Annotated in this window: 14 protein-coding genes and 1 pseudogene; 8 read left to right on the forward strand and 7 right to left on the reverse strand. The window is 40.9% G+C overall.

Features of this window, described 5'->3' with window-relative positions; all coding sequences use genetic code 11:
* Positions 1-135: 135 nt before the first annotated feature.
* The 7 genes from B9D94_RS14380 to B9D94_RS14410 all read left to right on the forward strand — a co-directional run bounded on the left by B9D94_RS14380 (position 136) and on the right by B9D94_RS14410 (position 7,392).
* Positions 136-342, forward strand: a complete 207-nt coding sequence (locus B9D94_RS14380; protein ID WP_006210637.1) for a hypothetical protein — start codon at positions 136-138, stop codon at positions 340-342.
* 821 nt (positions 343-1,163) lie between these two features.
* The gene (locus B9D94_RS14385) at positions 1,164-2,903 is read left to right on the forward strand and encodes an ABC-F family ATP-binding cassette domain-containing protein (RefSeq protein WP_148247324.1); all 1,740 of its coding nucleotides are present in this window, start codon (positions 1,164-1,166) and stop codon (positions 2,901-2,903) included.
* A 413-nt stretch (positions 2,904-3,316) separates the two neighbouring features.
* The gene (locus tag B9D94_RS14390) at positions 3,317-3,748 is read left to right on the forward strand and encodes a sigma factor (RefSeq protein WP_148247325.1); all 432 of its coding nucleotides are present in this window, start codon (positions 3,317-3,319) and stop codon (positions 3,746-3,748) included.
* A complete protein-coding gene (locus B9D94_RS14395; RefSeq protein WP_148247326.1) occupies positions 3,745-5,064 on the forward strand; it encodes an ABC transporter ATP-binding protein in 1,320 nt (439 codons plus the stop codon). Before B9D94_RS14390 ends, B9D94_RS14395 begins: the two co-directional genes overlap by 4 nt.
* Positions 5,065-5,549: 485 nt before the next feature.
* Positions 5,550-5,843, forward strand: coding sequence for a helix-turn-helix domain-containing protein (locus tag B9D94_RS14400; RefSeq protein WP_148247327.1), 294 nt, complete (start codon positions 5,550-5,552; stop codon positions 5,841-5,843).
* Between the two features lie 86 nt (positions 5,844-5,929).
* Positions 5,930-6,385: a GyrI-like domain-containing protein gene (locus tag B9D94_RS14405; RefSeq protein WP_148247328.1), complete on the forward strand. Its 456-nt coding sequence runs from the start codon at positions 5,930-5,932 to the stop codon at positions 6,383-6,385.
* Positions 6,386-6,741: 356 nt separating this feature from the next.
* Complete coding sequence (locus tag B9D94_RS14410; RefSeq protein WP_148247329.1) at positions 6,742-7,392, forward strand: hypothetical protein; 651 nt, start codon at positions 6,742-6,744, stop codon at positions 7,390-7,392.
* 1,198 nt (positions 7,393-8,590) lie between these two features.
* Here the strand turns inward: B9D94_RS14410 and B9D94_RS14415 are convergent.
* The 7 genes and pseudogenes from B9D94_RS14415 to B9D94_RS14445 form a co-directional block, all read right to left on the reverse strand.
* Positions 8,591-8,875, reverse strand: coding sequence for a hypothetical protein (locus tag B9D94_RS14415; protein WP_036639133.1), 285 nt, complete (start codon positions 8,873-8,875; stop codon positions 8,591-8,593).
* A gap of 173 nt (positions 8,876-9,048) precedes the next feature.
* Positions 9,049-10,905, reverse strand: a complete 1,857-nt coding sequence (locus tag B9D94_RS14420; protein ID WP_148247330.1) for a terpene cyclase/mutase family protein — start codon at positions 10,903-10,905, stop codon at positions 9,049-9,051.
* A 369-nt stretch (positions 10,906-11,274) separates the two neighbouring features.
* Entirely contained in the window at positions 11,275-12,654 is a 1,380-nt protein-coding gene (locus tag B9D94_RS14425; protein WP_148247331.1) for an extracellular solute-binding protein, read from the reverse strand.
* Positions 12,655-12,702: 48 nt separating this feature from the next.
* Entirely contained in the window at positions 12,703-13,572 is an 870-nt protein-coding gene (locus B9D94_RS14430) for a carbohydrate ABC transporter permease (protein WP_006210627.1), read from the reverse strand.
* Positions 13,573-13,636: 64 nt separating this feature from the next.
* Complete coding sequence (locus tag B9D94_RS14435; RefSeq protein ID WP_148247332.1) at positions 13,637-14,587, reverse strand: carbohydrate ABC transporter permease; 951 nt, start codon at positions 14,585-14,587, stop codon at positions 13,637-13,639.
* A gap of 295 nt (positions 14,588-14,882) precedes the next feature.
* Positions 14,883-15,206, reverse strand: a complete 324-nt coding sequence (locus B9D94_RS14440; protein ID WP_367613825.1) for a DUF554 family protein — start codon at positions 15,204-15,206, stop codon at positions 14,883-14,885.
* Between the two features lie 38 nt (positions 15,207-15,244).
* A pseudogene (locus B9D94_RS14445) lies at positions 15,245-15,732 on the reverse strand (recombinase family protein).
* Positions 15,733-15,943: 211 nt separating this feature from the next.
* On the opposite strand from B9D94_RS14445, the gene B9D94_RS14450 reads away from it, so the two are divergent.
* Positions 15,944-16,492 carry a GNAT family N-acetyltransferase gene (locus B9D94_RS14450; protein ID WP_040680710.1) on the forward strand — a complete coding sequence of 183 codons (549 nt, stop codon included), beginning with the start codon at positions 15,944-15,946 and terminating at the stop codon, positions 16,490-16,492.
* The last annotated feature ends 9 nt before the right edge of the window (positions 16,493-16,501 follow it).

Genomic DNA, 16,501 nt, shown 5'->3' on the forward strand with positions numbered 1-16,501 from the left:
CCCCCTTGTCTTATTTAGCACACTGCATTAAAATAATTAATACAGTGTGTTATTTAGAATTTATTCAGTTATATCGCGTTGCAGTTATCACGTCAATAGTACTGGGCTTTGACTTGATTGACGGGAGGGGATTCCATGCAAGAACAAATCGATGGAGTTTTTCGTTTTCGTTCCACCTGTAATAGTTGCAGAAGAGAGTTTTATGTCATTGAGGGGACTCAAGCTTACGACCGTGTGAAACGAAATTTCAAAGGAATGCACTGCTGCGAAGATTGCAAAAACAGGATCGAACTTGAAGCCCGACTGCTGCTAGGAAGACGACTGTTGACCGGCAGAGATTAGGTTTCAAGACAGAAGGGGCCATCCTGAAAAGCTGAAAAGGGATGGCCTAATGTCGGGGGACAAGATCATGGTCCCATTGAAAGTTGCTATAATAGCGGCTTTTTTGTTTTATCGGTACAAGTTCTTGTCGACGACTCGGGACAAGAACTTGTACCGATTACCGAAAAGGACAAGAAGATGAGCCGATTACCGATTAGATACATATCTAATTACAATTCCATAGCATTTCGGGATTAAACTAACGGGAAACCTTTGTTGAGATCGGATGAAGCAATTTACCGGTTGGCAGTTCCTTATCTATAAGCTAACAGGCAACATAGTGAAAACGCTTTGCCGAAATATAGAAGCAATGATGCAACGCGATCAATTATTGTTCGCTTGTATGTCGTCGGGCAACAAAAACATAGTAACATTGGAAGCCGTTGATTATAAAAGTTCTTGTCAAAACACAATGACAAGAACTTGATAACATTCCCGACTGATGACAAGAACATTGTTACTTTCCCGGTATGATTTCATCGACGGCAGCAGACATCATTTTATTAAGCTAATGGGCAGTTTACGCAAATGAATACTATTTTTTGTATTTGGAAATATTGATGCCGTAGGTAAACATTGTCATGATTTTGTTTGATGTATTTTCATGGGATTGGATAAACGGTCAACAAGCCACCATTCTAAAGAAAGTATTAGAATTTCGAAGTGAGGGTAAGGGCTAAAAATGGATTGAACTTGGTAGTAAAGAGTGTTACTCTAAAAGTCTGTGTTCGACAATACATTTAATAATAGTCACCATCTTAGTTATAAAGAAAGGCACTACTATGATAAAAGTTGATAACTTATACTTCTCATTTCCACAAAAAGAACTATATAAAGACATTTCCTTTACGTTAGAAGAGTCACAGCATTGCGCTTTTATTGGAACAAGTGGCAGTGGTAAAAGTACACTGATCGATATACTGATGGATCCAGAAAGATATTTGTTCGAAGGCAAGTTAGAGATAGATCCAACCTGTAAAATTGGGTATGTAAGTCAGTTCTCCCAACTAGACAGAACTAAAGAATCAACTGTTTTTGAATATATCGGAGAAGATTTTATTAAGCTACAAAATGAAATAACATCTATTTGTAATGAAATGGAAACATCATCGGATATTGAGCCGTTACTCGAAAAGTATCAATTCGCTTTAGACGCATTTGATGCAATGGGCGGAGATTATTTTGAGAGTAACATTAATAAGAAGCTAAATCTTGCAAACCTCTTGAAGCTAAAAGATGTTAGGGTATCCGACCTGAGCGGCGGGGAATTCAAACTTATTCAAGTAATGAAGGAAATGCTTAATAGTCCAGACTTAATGATCATGGACGAACCGGATGTGTTTTTAGATTTTGAGAACCTAAATGCGCTTAAAAAACTTATTAATACTCACAAAGGCATACTGCTAGTTGTTACGCACAATCGATATCTATTGAATCATTGTTTCAACAAAATTATTCACCTTGAAAACACAGAGATCCAAGAGTTTGATGGGCGATATATTGAGTATAATTTCTCATTACTTCAGACAAAAATTGAGTTGCAAGAAATCGCAGTCGCCGAAGCTGAAGAAATTGAGAGATACGATAACATTATTGATAATCTTAGAGCTATCGCAACTATTAATTCAGAAGCATCTAGAGGTAGAGCGTTAAAAGCTAGAGTTAGATTTCAAGAGAGATTGGAAGCGCGTAGAATTAAGGCACCATTTGTTGATATTAAGCAACCGAATATCAGTTTCGGTATTGAGAATGAAATTGAAGACAGCATTGTTGTAAAAGTCAATAATTATAGTGTTGCCTTTGATGAACTGCTTTTAGAGAATGTTAGCTTTGAGATAAAATCTACGGATAAAGTAGCCATTATTGGTCCAAACGGTACAGGGAAAACGACTTTACTCCGAGATATCTTTAACAATAATCATGATTCCATTGAAATAAATGATGATGTTAAAATGGCTTATTTATCTCAGAATCAAGGCGAAATGCTAAAGGATTCTAATACATTACTAGAAGAATTCATCGATGCTGGGTTTAAAACTTATGATGAAGTTAGATCGTATATTTCAAACTATGGATTTGAAGGCGAAATCGTTAATCAAAAGATTGAATCACTATCTGGTGGAGAAAAAAACATACTTCAATTGGCTAAAGTTTCTGCTAGTAATGCAAACGTATTGCTTCTTGATGAACCGACAAGCCATTTAGATACATATACACAAATTGCACTGGAAAAAGCCATTGAAGACTATAAAGGTGCAATTCTCATGATATCTCATGATTTCTATTCTGTTGTAAATGGTATGGATTATGTATTAATCATTGACAATAAGACGATTAGAAAAATGACTATGAAAAAATTTAAACAGATGATTTATGCTAGTCACTTTGATAAAGACTATTTAGAAGCGGAACAAAACAAAAAAGCAGTTGAAATGAAAATAGAATTGGCTTTAAAAGATACTAATTTTGAATTTGCAAAAGTACTGATTGATGAGCTAGAAGAGCTAATTAAGTTGCTTTAAATTACAACTCTCTGATTGAAATGATTACAAGAAAGTGAAGTCAGTTATAGCGAATAGGGCTAAAGTGAATTAGTCTGAGTTCAACGATGAAACATGATGCTGGTGAAAAAAAACCACTAAAAAAGACACTGATGAATAGAATATCAGTGTCTTTTTACTACATTGATTTCTTGTAGCTCTTGCTTAAGGGAGGGAGAGAGATCATACATGAAGGAAGACAACCACAAAAGGTGATGTCCTATTAAAAAATCATAATTAGAAGCCGCGGCAGACACCCTTTTATTCAACTAACGGGCTGTATAATGGAATAAACAGGAAGAGATTCTAAGAGGGCTCTTTTTTTAGTGAGAGAAACGGCAAAGGACTTCCGTCTATAATATATGAAGTTCAGATGATGAGCAGGGAGGATCGTTATGGCAGACCCGTCACAGGACGTTACGCTGGTCAGGCAGGTGCTGGCTGGCGACAAGAGGAGCTTTACACAGCTGGTGGATACGCACAAAAATAAAATATACGGCCTATTACGAGGCCTGGGTGCTAGCCCGCAGGATGCCCAGGACTACACGCAGGAGGCTTTTCTGAAAGCTTACCGTCCCATAAGAACCCGCGCCCAGCGCGGTTTTTTTGTTTTATTGGATCAAGTTCTTGTCCTTTGTTCAAGACAAGAACTTGATCCAATTGCTGATAATGGACAAGAACTGGTTAACACCAAGGGTTCAGTTTATGACAAGAACTTGATAACATTCCCGACTGATGACAAGAACATTGTTACATTCCGGAAAGAATTTCATCAACGGATTATGTGTATCTTTTCAGTAATGATATTGAAAGCACTTCTAACATGATTTCCTCAGATATGCCACGCCTTGTTCAACAAGCTATGACTGTGTTTATTTTGTTATGGCTCATTGCGTCTATTTTGCCTTACTTACTTATTGGAATTATTCCACTAACGATATTGTATTTGTTTTTGGGTAGAAAATTTTCGACACACCAAAAAGAAATATCAAAAAAAATGAATGAAAAACAATCAAGCATGCTTACATTGATTGACGAAGGAATATCTTCAACTCGTGAAGTTATAGCATATCATCGTGAAGAGTGGGAAATGAAACGTTATCAAAGGTTGTTTTATGACTATTATCAGCTTGTTTTGAAGTACATAAGACACATAAATAAACAGTTTCTTTCTACTGATCCGATTAAATGGATTATTAATATCTTGGTTCTTTTATGTGGTGGCCTTTCGGTTATGAATGATCAAATATCTATTGGTATGCTCGTTGTTATCTTTCAATTCACAATTCAGCTTGTGGAGGCTTTTCAAAATGCATTCAATGTGGTTATAAGGCTAAACTCAAATCTTGCCAGTGTAGAAAGACTAAGGGAAACATTTGAGCGACAAGAAGATCTGAAAGATGGTCATTATGTATTAAATATTCCGATTAAAAAGATACAGCTCATTGATATCGGATTCCGATATGATGGAGAGAATATATTTGATCATCTAAGTATGGACATACCTGTACAAGAAATCTCAGCGATTGTTGGAATGAGTGGAAGTGGGAAATCAACGATTTCTCAATTGTTAACACGTTTTTACGAACCTGTTGATGGAGTAATCTTGATTAATGGAATACCTCTTACGAAGTTAAAACGAGAGGATTGGATCAACAAGATTACAATCGTTAGGCAAGATCCTTATTTCTTTCCTGATTCAATACGCAACAATCTTATTATGGGCAATTCGATGATAACAGACGATGAAATTACCCAAGTTTGTAAAGCTGCATGTATTCATGATTTAATTGAACGATTGCCAAACGGATATGAGACAGTTGTTGGTGAGCGAGGAGTGACCTTATCGGGGGGAGAACGCCAGAGACTTGCTCTTGCAAGAGCTATTTTAAGAAACACTGAAATTTTAATCTTAGATGAAGCAACCTCTGCATTAGATATGGAGACGGAACGAATCATTCAAAAGCAATTAGGCATGATTCGAAATGGGAAAACTACCATTTTTATTGCTCACCGCCTATCGACTATTGAGAATGCAAAAAAAATTTTTGTATTGCACGAAGGTCGGCTTGTCGGCCAAGGTTCACATGATTATTTAGTTCAGCATAATGAACTGTACAGCAAAATGGTAAATTCAGCTTAATGATTCGGTGTTTATAATCAAAATACATTAGGAGGAACAATTGAATACGGAAATTACAGTGCATTAAAGTTGTGTTAAATGATTTCAATCAAATAAAGGGAGTAGTAAAATGTCGCCAGATTTTCACTTTAATTACCATCATTCAGAAAAGAATGAAGGTTAAATTTTTTTCTAGTTAAACAAAGGAACATCCAAAATGAACTAGCCAACATTACTGAGTTAATGTCGGGTGACAAAAACATAGTAACATTGGAAGCCGCTGATTATGCGGCTTTTTATATTTATGTTATCAAGTTCTTGTCAAAACACAATGACAAGAACATTGTCACATTCCCGATATGATTTCATCGACGGAGGTAGACGCCCTTTTATTAAACCAACGGGCAGGATTACGTACTAACCGTGTTTCTCCGCCGATACGAGAAAAAACATCGAGAAACCAATTGTTCTCCATGCTACAATGAACGCCATGGAGGTGCACATCCATGGACTATAAGCAAAGAATTCAATCCGTACTTAATTATATTGAAACGCATGTGCAGGAAGACATTCCGTGTGAGTCGCTTGTAGCGTTAGCCGGCTTCTCTAAGTCACATTTTTTGCGCGTGTTTGAGGCGTACACCGGCTCCACCGTCATGTCATATGTACGCGGTCGCAAATTAGATCTTGCTGCCGAACGATTAAGGAATAGCAATGATAAAATAGCGGAGATCGCATATGACTACGGCTTCGAATCCCATGATGTATCGGAAGAGCTTTCAAACGCGTGTATGGAATAACACCAGAAAACTATCGGAGGGGACGGTTTCTTTTGCCTACATTCCATGCTGTTAATCTTGCACTGCAGCAAAAGGGAGCTGAAGCCATGATAAAAACCAAGCCACATACGATGATCGTAACAAAACCAGCGATGAAACTAATTGGGATAGAATGCCGATTTGAAGATGGTGTATCTTCGCCCGATCTGTGGAAACAGTATTTCGAAGAATGGCAACAAACTTTCGGCAATATCGCACATTTGCGGGTTGAGTCAGAAAAAGAAATTGATTATGCACTGACTGTAGATCGAGACGAAAGCGGGTACACCTATTTTATCGGGATCGAAGTGACAAGCGTAGACCATGTACCGTCAGGGACCATAGCACGTCTCATCCCTAAAACGAAATATGCCAGGTTCACAGCGATTGGACCCGTTGAGGAGTCGATAGGACGAACGTATGACCATATTTTCAAGGAATGGTTTCCAAGCTCGTCGTTTCAAACAGCTCCCGGTCCGATCATGGAACACTATGATATGGGTTGTAAGTCGCTATTATTGTAGTGGCTTTTTTTTATTTTTATGGTTACTTGATGATTATCAGGCACATAATTTGGGGGAGAATAACACGTAAATCTAAAGGAAAAGAACATATAGTCCGATTATATTATTATTACTACCACGAACATAAAGATGATGATTGAAATTAGTTTATGATGCATCTGATTTTCTTACATTCATTTATTCTTCAATGATTGAATGATCACGAGTGGTAGGCATTTGGGTTTAAAATTATTGAATGCAATGTCATCATCTGTAAATAGATCTTATTGACTATATGAGCATCTAAATATAAATATATAGACCTATTTTATTATCACTGATATAATTATGGAAAATATTAGGTTGGGGGAGTTATTTTGAAAGGACAAAAATCAAAAATTATAATCTCATTTCTATGTGGTGCTATATTTTTCTCAGGAATTACTTATGCAGCTGAGAATTATTTAAAAGCTACTCCTGTAAAATATAACAAATTACAGATTAATGGTTCTGAAACAAAATTGGAAAATCCTATCGTAACTATTAATGGTCGCTTATATGGTCCTTTAAAGGAGTTAGGCCAGGAAGCTGGTTTTTCCGTTTCATCTGGAAGTACAATTTATTTAAATAGATTCGAAAAACTTCCAATTACTTTCACACGTGACAATGTATCAATTACATTAAACTCTCTTACTAAAATTGATAAAAGCGTCCAACTAAACGTTACAATAAAAAATAATCGTGATCAGAGTGTCAAAATAGATCTTTCTCAAATTAGAGCCGATGATAATGTTAAGGGTAGAAAGATGTACACTACAAGTGAGTTATCTTCCTTCGCACCAATAAATGATAACTGGAGCCTAACTTCAAAAGGATTTTTAGATAATCAAATTGATAGCAAAAGTGAAGTCACTGGCAATATGAAGATAGGTATTACGGAAGGGACAAAAAACGTACATTTTTACTTTGAATCACGCAGCATACCAGCCTCATTTCCCTTCTATGTTGATACAGAAGGGCTGTTATAATTCATCATTATGTTAAAAAGTCTAAAGCAACACTAAGAGCGGAGAACGCAACTCAAAAAGCCAAAGATTCCAATTCCTTTGTTTCTTTATCGAAGGACGGTAAAGTGATCCGGAAATACACGGATGGACATATGACCGAGGTGAGCTATGATGGAGGATTTAAGGAACTCACATTCGATATGATTGAACTTTTGGTTAATAGGGTAATGCAATTTCCAACTCTTAAATGAGAAGGTTCATGTTAATGAACTTACACTTTAAGAGTCAGCTGTAGGAGATTTACGAAAATTAAAATTAAGAAGCTTACCGCTAGATTGCGGTAGGCTTCTTGCTTTTATCAGGACGTTCGTGGGGGAATATGGATCTTGGGGCACCTTCAAAGATATCCGATGCTGGCCTTGGAGCACAAAATTGGCAGACTCATACGTGAACAAGTAGGAAGGTTGTCTACCGTCATAGAAGTAAAAGAAACCAGGAAGCAAATAGTGGATCATATTAACCTTAGTATTCGACTTTTTGTAATGCTTCTCAAGTTGGGCCAGTAACGCCTTATCGAAGCTGGAGAGAGATCTCAGCAGCCAAGATCTTTAACCCCTAAAATATTGACGGATACAGACATAAAGTTACCTAAGGGAACTTTATTCAGACATATGTACAAAATACGAGTTTTGTGAAATAGACTCTCGGGAAAACTTAGTAATCATTGATTTCATACAAAAACCTTCAGACAGAGATATTATTTTGTGGTTGGTTCTCACTCATCTGTTTCTCGGCCCATATTGGTCTTTCTGGTTGCTTCTGGTTCTTTGAACTTTCTCTAAACTATTCTGGAACATTCAATTGGTCGTCGATGTGGTATTTAAGTTCGGTTTTCCAAAGTTCAAAAACAGATTTCATGATACGTCTAAATTACCGATTCCGCATTCCTTGGTTGTTCAAAGGTTTTTTCTTTCGAGTTCAATTCCAACATTCCAATTACTGTAAATATGGTTACATATACAACTATAACCATTTTTAAACCTACTATACATAACAAGACATGACATGCTGTCTCACCAAGCTACCCAACTCAGTAAATAAAAAAGCCGCGGATTCCCGCGACTTCTTCAACCGAACCAAACGAAGGTGCATAAACCAAACTTGCCCTATTTAAGCACCCTCTATTTTTCAACAAACAAAAACTAAAACCATTTCCTGCTTAGCCTCTTCCCCATACCATATTCCACATGCGTCTGCGATGATATCCATTTTGAGGATCGACACCGCATTCCATAAGCCACTTCGCTGCATTTTCTTTTTGACAAGGAGTAACCGGTACTCCCAAGCAATTGGACAATTCATCAATCATCCCACAGCACCTGTTATAGTCTCGCAAATCCTCGCAGCGTTTCTTGCAGAGAATTCCATACACTTGATGGAAGTATCTCGGATTCATCATTTTGCCTCGAAACGTTCCCATTAGTTCAGGATCAAGATATGCCATCTGCCTTCTCCTTTCGCAAGCTTCTTTTCATTCTCCTCAGGATTGAATAATAAATACAGTAAATGCTTATTGTTAGCTGGTTCCGCTTCCGACAATTCGTCGGTAATAAAAGCATATGCTATGTTTCCAATATGGACAGGGTGTATAACCAGAAGGCTTCGGAATATGATGAATTAGGGCTGTTTTTGGTACTTCTGCACATAATGGCTCAAGGTAAGCAGCGGCCAGACCAGCGGATAACTGTGATAATGAATATAAAAATGTCCCGGCAAACCCGCACCGGCAGGATATGTGGTTCTCCTGCCTTCTTGTCGGTTCCACTCTATTAAACGAAGGATCCCCTGATCGATCACCTCGGTTGGATTGTCGTGAACTGCAATCAGCGCATCCAAAGCCCATGCCGTATGAACGACCGTAGAGTATGGAGCCGGATTATATTTCTTAATGAAATCGCTCCGACAGGACTCGCCCCATCCCCCGTCCTCATGCCGGATTCTCAACAGCCAGTCCACGGCCCGCCGGATCGCAGGATGATCTGCCTGCAAGCCGGCAGCAGCCATTCCAGTCACCGCTGCCCATGTGCCATAGATAAAAGACACTCCCCACCGGCCATACCAGGAGCCGTCGCTCTTCTGCTTCTTCACGAGCCAGTCTAAACCGTCTTGAATGCGCGGATGGGATAAACGCAGTTTCAAGTGATTCCCGAGCAGCTCCAGCACCCGGCCGGTAATATCCGCGCAGGAAGGGTCGGCGGCAGTTTCAGCAAAATGCGGTATTCGAAATAAACGTATAATCGACGAGACACTGTTCTTCTCAAAAGCAGCCCATCCTCCATCATCATTTTGCATACGGAATACATATTGAATTCCTTTTCTCCATGCCGCGCTGTAGTCACTCTCCTGGGCTGCTAACCTGGTAAGTACGCGAATAACCGCCTGTGTATCGTCAACATCCGGATTGGCCGTGTTGCTCTCGGAGAATCCCCATCCACCGGAGGTACGATGCCGTGAGTCTCTTTCCGACTCCTGCTTCTCCAAATGCTGCAAGGAAAGAAGATACTTCGCAGCTCGCAGAATTGCGGCATCTTCCGTTGATACTCCTGCCTCCTGGAGGGTATAGGCAATCAGTGCCGTATCCCAGACGGTTGATGGGGAGTTTTGAATGTGCAGCGACCCGTCGCGCGCAGTGTAACCGAAAGAAACCAAGCCTTCTACCGCTTGCTTGATCATCGGTGAGTCCGTCTTATATCCAATGGCAAGCAGAGAATAAATCATAAAAAAGGTCGCGCTGGCATAGCTGTATTGTGTTCCGTCATTCTCAATATTTTGCAGGAGGATTTGCTCTGTTTTTTTAAGTGCGCTTCTCGACAGATAACCTTTTTTCTTTCTTTCCCGTGTGCGATTTGAACGTCTCGGTTCACGTAGTTTATGAAAATGCTGTGTTACAAACAGATGATGGATGTTGATCTCCCGAGGATGATGAAGCTTAAACTTGCGGTGGCCGAGGATCAGCAAGGAAGCAAAATGACTGCGGACATACGAGCTCCAACGGTAATAACTGAAAGAACTTGATTTGGGAAGCTGTATCAAATACAGGGGCAGCGGGAAAAAACGAGGCCAAGGATAGAGCCCGTTTAGCGCCAGCATGAATTTAGTCGAAACATGGGCTTGCTCCACACCGCCATGCTGTACAATATACTCCTCAGCCTTCTGCATCATAACGTCTTCCCGGCTTGCACAACCGGATAGCAACAGGGCTGTATAAGCTTCGACCGTAGAAGACAGATGGCCCACTTCATCGTCGTACTGCTTCCATGCGCCGTTTGGAGCCTGACGCTGCTTCAGACGCTGCGCGAGCTGCGGAATTAGCTCCGGCTTGGTATCCAGGTTTTTCAGAAGAATGATCATATTGGCATCTGTCATCGGCCCCGTTTCAAAAAGAAATCTCCAGGATCCGTCCGGAAACTGTAAGGATTTGAGATGCGAAATATAGGTTTGAATCTCTGTCTGTACGGTCTTCAGCCGACCCATTGTCGTCTCAACTCCTTGCCACATTGATAGGGTATCTCGTCACAAGAACCTGTTTTTTTATCGTATGTGGGGACAAAGCATCCGGTAGAGGCGTTTAGTCTCGGGTACATCCGCATATTTTGCACCAGGCTTAAAAGCCTGATTCCCATATCAGTAACCAGCAGCAGCAAATATCCTGAAAATATGCCGGGCTCCATTCCATCTCATAAAAAAACCGGCCACTTGGGCCGGCTTCATATCTTCACTTGATTTGGACCATGCACATTTTACAATAAACTGGAATATATTGCATATTGGCTCATATAATCATCATGATTAGGCCTGTCTCTGAGGAGCTGCGCGCTTTATGCAGTCCTCTTGTAACCTACCTTACTTAAGATTAGCAGACCATTTCTCTGCACGTGCCTGCAGATCATCCAGAAACTTCTGAATATCCGGTGCATGACCGGATGCAGCCTGGCTAATAAATCCGTTAATGGCTGGAGCGATGTCGCTCATATAGAACGGATTGGCTTCATCCATGAGTTCCGAGTGGCCAACTTCCGCGATTTCAAGCGCTTTTTTCACAAATTTATCTTCCGGTGTTACGAAATCAGCGTTTTTCAATGTGGGGGTATTCGAGAAATTTTCATACATATATTTTTGCGTCATGTAACTCGTCAAGAACTTCATCACTTCCCATGACGCATCCACATCTCTTGCATTCTTTGCCATGATGAACGGGTCGACTGCAACCCAGCCTTCGCCTTTTGGACCCAGGTTCAATACCGGCTCAAATCGGTCCAGCAGCTCTTTATTCTGCTTCGAACGGTATTCACTCATGGTTGAACCGCCGGTAGAATCCAGCGCGATGGCAATGTTGTTCTTCTCAAGCCCGAAATTCTCGGCACCCTGGGCGTTGACGAAACCGGCCGGCGGCAGCTTGGCAGCTTCCTTCAGCCATTCCAGCACCTTCACCATTTCCGGTGTGTTGAGATGCCACTTGATGTTCTTGATATCTTTCAACGACCCTTCCGCTCCCTTCGCGCCAAAAGCAAGGGTAAGCGCAACAAAGGTAGATCCGTTTAACGAGTTGCCGCTCCAATACAGGCCGAAATTGTCTTCACCGGTTTTCGGGTTTTTGCCGGTCATTTTCTTAGCTTTATCCAGAATTTCTTCCGGACCAGGCTGTGCGGTGAGTGTATCCACTCCCCAGTCTTCAAACAGCTTCTTATCATAGATAGTCATCCGGCGACCAAGGGCGACAGGAATGCCAAATTGCTTGCTGCCATCCGGGGATTTGGTGCTGTAGGAATTGTTCATGATGCCTTCCAGATAAATGCTGGGGTCAAATGAGGTGTCCTTTTCAATCAGATCGTCCAGATCCCGCAGCAGTCCTTCCTGATACCATTGGGAAGCAAAGGCTCCGCCCGTGTATAATACATCCGCGTCCCCGGAGAGCAGCATGGCCGTTTGTTTTGCTTTTACGTTCTCCCATGGGATTTGATATACCTCAAGTTTAATGTTCGGATACATTTTCTTGAACGTTTTATCCAAATATTCGTTAAGGCCGATCGTCGGATTCCCTGTCAACGCATCAATCCCGTTCTCGAGCTGCCAGCCTGCCAGCGCAACGCGAACCGTTCCTTGCATATCAGACACTTTCTCAATTTGGACGCCGCCGGTTACGTCTTTTCCCGAACTGCCAGTGCAAGCGGCCATCGTAAACACAAGTACAAAAGACAGAATAAGCAGTACCGTCTTCTTCATATCAGACACACCTCCGTAAAAAATATATGAAATTCGCGTAACGCGGGATTACTGCTTGATACCGGAGAGCGCAATGCTTTCGATAATATAACGCTGCAGGAACATATAGACGACGATAACCGGAATCAGACTCGTTGTGGTTGCCGCCATAATGATCGAAGGCTGTTGATTGATCCCGTTGTTATAGGTAAACATCGCCAGACCAATCTGAATGGTGTATTTGGTAGCGGATTTCAGAATCAGCAGCGGCCATAGCATATCGTTCCAGACGCCAAGGAACAGCAGAATAACCATGGTGGCGATAATGGGTGTACAGAGCGGAAGATAAACCCGGCTGAATACGGTAATTTCCTTGGCCCCATCCAATACCGCGGCTTCCCTTAAACTGCCGGGTAATTGATCAAAAAACGCCTTGGCTAAAAAAGTACCGAAAGCATAATTCATCGCCGGCAAATAAAAAGCCAGATAGTTGTCAACCAAACCGAGCTTGCTGAACAGCAGATACTGAGGAATCATCGTCATTTCGAATGGAATCATCATCGTGCTTAAGGCCAGCAGCAGAACGAAGTTTGCCCCTTTGAAGCGGAGTTTGGATAAGGCATATCCGGACAAAAGCGCAGACAACGAGCTGATGACAATGACCCCTGCACTAACAAGTGTTGAATTGCCAATATATCGAAACATATTGATGTTAGTGAAAGCGGCTTCATAAGTTCGGATCGAAGGCTCCTCCGGCCATATTTTGGGCGGGAAAGAGATATTGAGTCGTGCCCCCCAATCGAAGCTGGTCACGAGCATCCATAGGAACGGCACAATCATAATAAATGAACCCAGCAGCAGGGCCATTGTTAAAATAAGCTGTTGAAGTGTGATTCGTTTACGGCGTACAGGTTCCTTGGGTAAGGCTGAATCGATCATAGTTACCCTCCTGTCTTGTGAATTTACGGTTCCCTAAGGTTCCCGAATCGGCAAGGCGACCGAGTTAGTCTAAACTGTCTTTACGGCGGTTAAGCAGCATGAGGAATGCCGTCAGAATGAGTATGATCAGGAACAGTAAGTAGGATACGGCAGTGGCCAGACCCATCTGTGAAGCAAGGAACGCATTCCGGTAAATGTACAGCACGACCGTCATCAAGCTTCCTCCTGGATTGCCAGCCGTTCCCCCGATTAACCAGACATCGGTAAACCGCTTCATGCCGCCAATGGTTCCCATAATGAGCATAAACACAAAGATTGGACGCAAATAAGGAATCGTGATATACCACCACTTCCGGTACGTTCCGGCTCCATCCACTTCTGCTGCTTCGTAAAGATCCCGAGGAACACTTTGTAATCCGGCCAGGAAAATGATCGTGTTATACCCGAGCGCGCCCCACAAACTCATCAGCACAATGCTGTACCGTGCGACTTCAGGATTCGTGAACCATCCAACAGGATCCATGCCAAACAAGCCAATAACAAAGTTGATCAGTCCCTCCTTGGACGGAAAGAACAAGAACGAAAACAAGAGGCTTGTCGCAACTCCGGATACCACATTGGGCAGAAAATATACGGCTTTAAAAAAATTACGTCCCAGATTCCACTTCAAGTTGTTAATGAGGCTGGCCAGAATAAAAGACAGTACAATACCAAGCAGAACAGACCATATCCCCATCATAAATGTGTTTGTAAGCGCTTGCCAAAATAAGGAATCCTCCAGTGCGTATCGGTAGTTGCTGAGGCCCACCCAAGCGCCCGATAAATTGAGCCCAGATGTCTGATGAAAACTCATGAACAGCGCGGCGAACATGGGATAGATGGCAAATACCACAACCCCGATAATAAGCGGGGCACTGAATAGATAGCCCATCCAGTCATTGCGTGTAAACCTGAATCTTCGTTTAGCCATACTCCGATGATCCGCAGTCCATTTCCCTTCTGGGGTGGATGACAAACTGATCCTCCTCCTTTCGTTAATAACCGGATTCATGCCGGTGATTGGACAAGCGATCATGTCCATTCTGTACATGGTTATGTGGACGAATCCGGATTATGTGTTATTCTTTTTTTCACAGATGCGAACGTAAGAACAACATAGGTGTGACGACTCCTCATCGGCAGTGTATGCAATGGCCCACATCTAGGTGTATGCCTATTCCGAATAAGGAATCATAATAAATATTATGTAAACTAAAAAACGAAGAAAACCGTCCATCTCAGATATCTAACCTGAAATTGACGGTTCATCATCACATACCCAGCATCGTCTTAAGCGTAATAAACACAACCGGAATCAGCAGCGCTGGGATTAGATTCATCGTTTTGAAATGCCGGATGCCTAGTATGCTCAAGCCAGAACTCAGAATCAAGATTCCCCTAACAATGGATATTTCGGTTAACAGCTCCGGTGTGATAAAAACCAACACAGCACCGGCCAGAACATAGAATAATCCTTGCCAACAAAATAGTACAATGGCTGATAAAATAATACCGATACCAAAGGTTGACGCCAGGCGGTAGATAATCCTTCCGCTAGATTGCCTGTCGAAAATCTGGACACCGCATGCTTGAATCGCTGTTCGATCAGGGGTCTCGCTGGAAGATTCTTTCTTTACACTTTAATTTGGGATAAAGAATAGTCTTTGCTTTCATACATCTTTATGGCAAGCATGATTTTTTTTGATTCAACCTTCGGTCTCCCTCCATTTCTTCCCCTAGCTCTAGCTACCGTCAGTCCATCTTTTGTTCTTTCACTAATGATATCTCGTTCCAATTCGGCTATGCTAGTTAACATTCTAAAGAAGAATCGTCCCATTGCTGTTGTCGTGTCAATCTTATCCTGAATGGATACAAAATTAATGCCTTTTGCTTCAAAATGTTCCATAAGTTCAACTAAATGCTTGGTACTTCGACTGATTCGGTCTAATTTATAGACAACCACTGTATCGTCTTTGCGCAAAACTTTAAGAAGTTCATCTAACTGTGGACGGTTATGTCTTTTTCTTTAAAGGTCTCATCAACCCCATATTGATTCAATGCATCGAGTTGTAATGATAATGACTGATCTTGTGTGCCAACACGTGCATAACCAAATTTCAATACAAACATCCCCTTTCATACCAAAAACGGTTGTTTTTGATACGTTAACCCTCAATGCTAAGTGGCATTTATAAAGATAATTCTGATACAATATTGTTAAGCAAGAGGGCCAGATTATGGAATAATAGCTGTACTAAGATTGAAAATTTAAAATAATTTTATTAGGCTAAAAATTAGTAACCATCACGTTAACCTGTTCAAAGGGGGAAATATGAAATTGGATCCAAACATGATTAAGTTTCGAAGGCTTATATTCGAAGATTTACCACTTATGTATGACTGGATTAGAAATGACCGTTTTGTTAACCGTTTTTGGGCTTACAACAAAAAAGAACCTTATGAAAAGGTAACCCAAGAGTTTTCTGATTATATCAAAAGGGTTGAACCAACTGATCCGTATCTAATTCTTTATAATGATACTCCTATTGGTTATATACAAACATTCAATTGGAGTGATTATCCAGTATTTGAAAAGTATGTTGATCTAACTAATTCAGCCAGTTTAGACCTATTTATAGGAGAAGAGGAGTATAGAAATAAAGGACTTGGCACAAAAATTCTGTCACGTTTTCTAAGTCAGTTTGTTTTTTCCGATGAAAGTGTAGATAGGTGTATTATTAATCCAGAGGTTAACAATAGTATAGCTATACGAGCCTATGAAAAAGTTGGGTTTCAGATTATTAAAATGGTCCCAGATATCCCAGAAGAACCTGGACCTGTTTTTTTCATGAGTTTGGATCGTCATAATTTCCAAGGATAGATATCATAA

This window comes from Paenibacillus sp. Cedars (assembly GCF_003184205.1).
GTDB lineage: Bacteria > Bacillota > Bacilli > Paenibacillales > Paenibacillaceae > Paenibacillus_AQ > Paenibacillus_AQ glucanolyticus.

Excerpts from the sequence above, each read along its gene's own strand:
- B9D94_RS14385 (WP_148247324.1), top strand. The coding sequence starts at position 1,164 with ATGATAAAAGTTGATAACTTATACTTCTCATTTCCACAAAAAGAACTA.
- B9D94_RS14400 (WP_148247327.1), top strand. The coding sequence starts at position 5,550 with ATGGACTATAAGCAAAGAATTCAATCCGTACTTAATTATATTGAAACG.
- B9D94_RS14390 (WP_148247325.1), top strand. The coding sequence starts at position 3,317 with ATGGCAGACCCGTCACAGGACGTTACGCTGGTCAGGCAGGTGCTGGCT.
- B9D94_RS14450 (WP_040680710.1), top strand. The coding sequence starts at position 15,944 with ATGAAATTGGATCCAAACATGATTAAGTTTCGAAGGCTTATATTCGAA.
- B9D94_RS14430 (WP_006210627.1), bottom strand. The coding sequence starts at position 13,572 with ATGATCGATTCAGCCTTACCCAAGGAACCTGTACGCCGTAAACGAATC.
- B9D94_RS14420 (WP_148247330.1), bottom strand. The coding sequence starts at position 10,905 with ATGGGTCGGCTGAAGACCGTACAGACAGAGATTCAAACCTATATTTCG.
- B9D94_RS14395 (WP_148247326.1), top strand. The coding sequence starts at position 3,745 with ATGATTTCCTCAGATATGCCACGCCTTGTTCAACAAGCTATGACTGTG.
- B9D94_RS14405 (WP_148247328.1), top strand. The coding sequence starts at position 5,930 with ATGATAAAAACCAAGCCACATACGATGATCGTAACAAAACCAGCGATG.
- B9D94_RS14415 (WP_036639133.1), bottom strand. The coding sequence starts at position 8,875 with ATGGCATATCTTGATCCTGAACTAATGGGAACGTTTCGAGGCAAAATG.
- B9D94_RS14380 (WP_006210637.1), top strand. The coding sequence starts at position 136 with ATGCAAGAACAAATCGATGGAGTTTTTCGTTTTCGTTCCACCTGTAAT.
- B9D94_RS14425 (WP_148247331.1), bottom strand. The coding sequence starts at position 12,654 with ATGAAGAAGACGGTACTGCTTATTCTGTCTTTTGTACTTGTGTTTACG.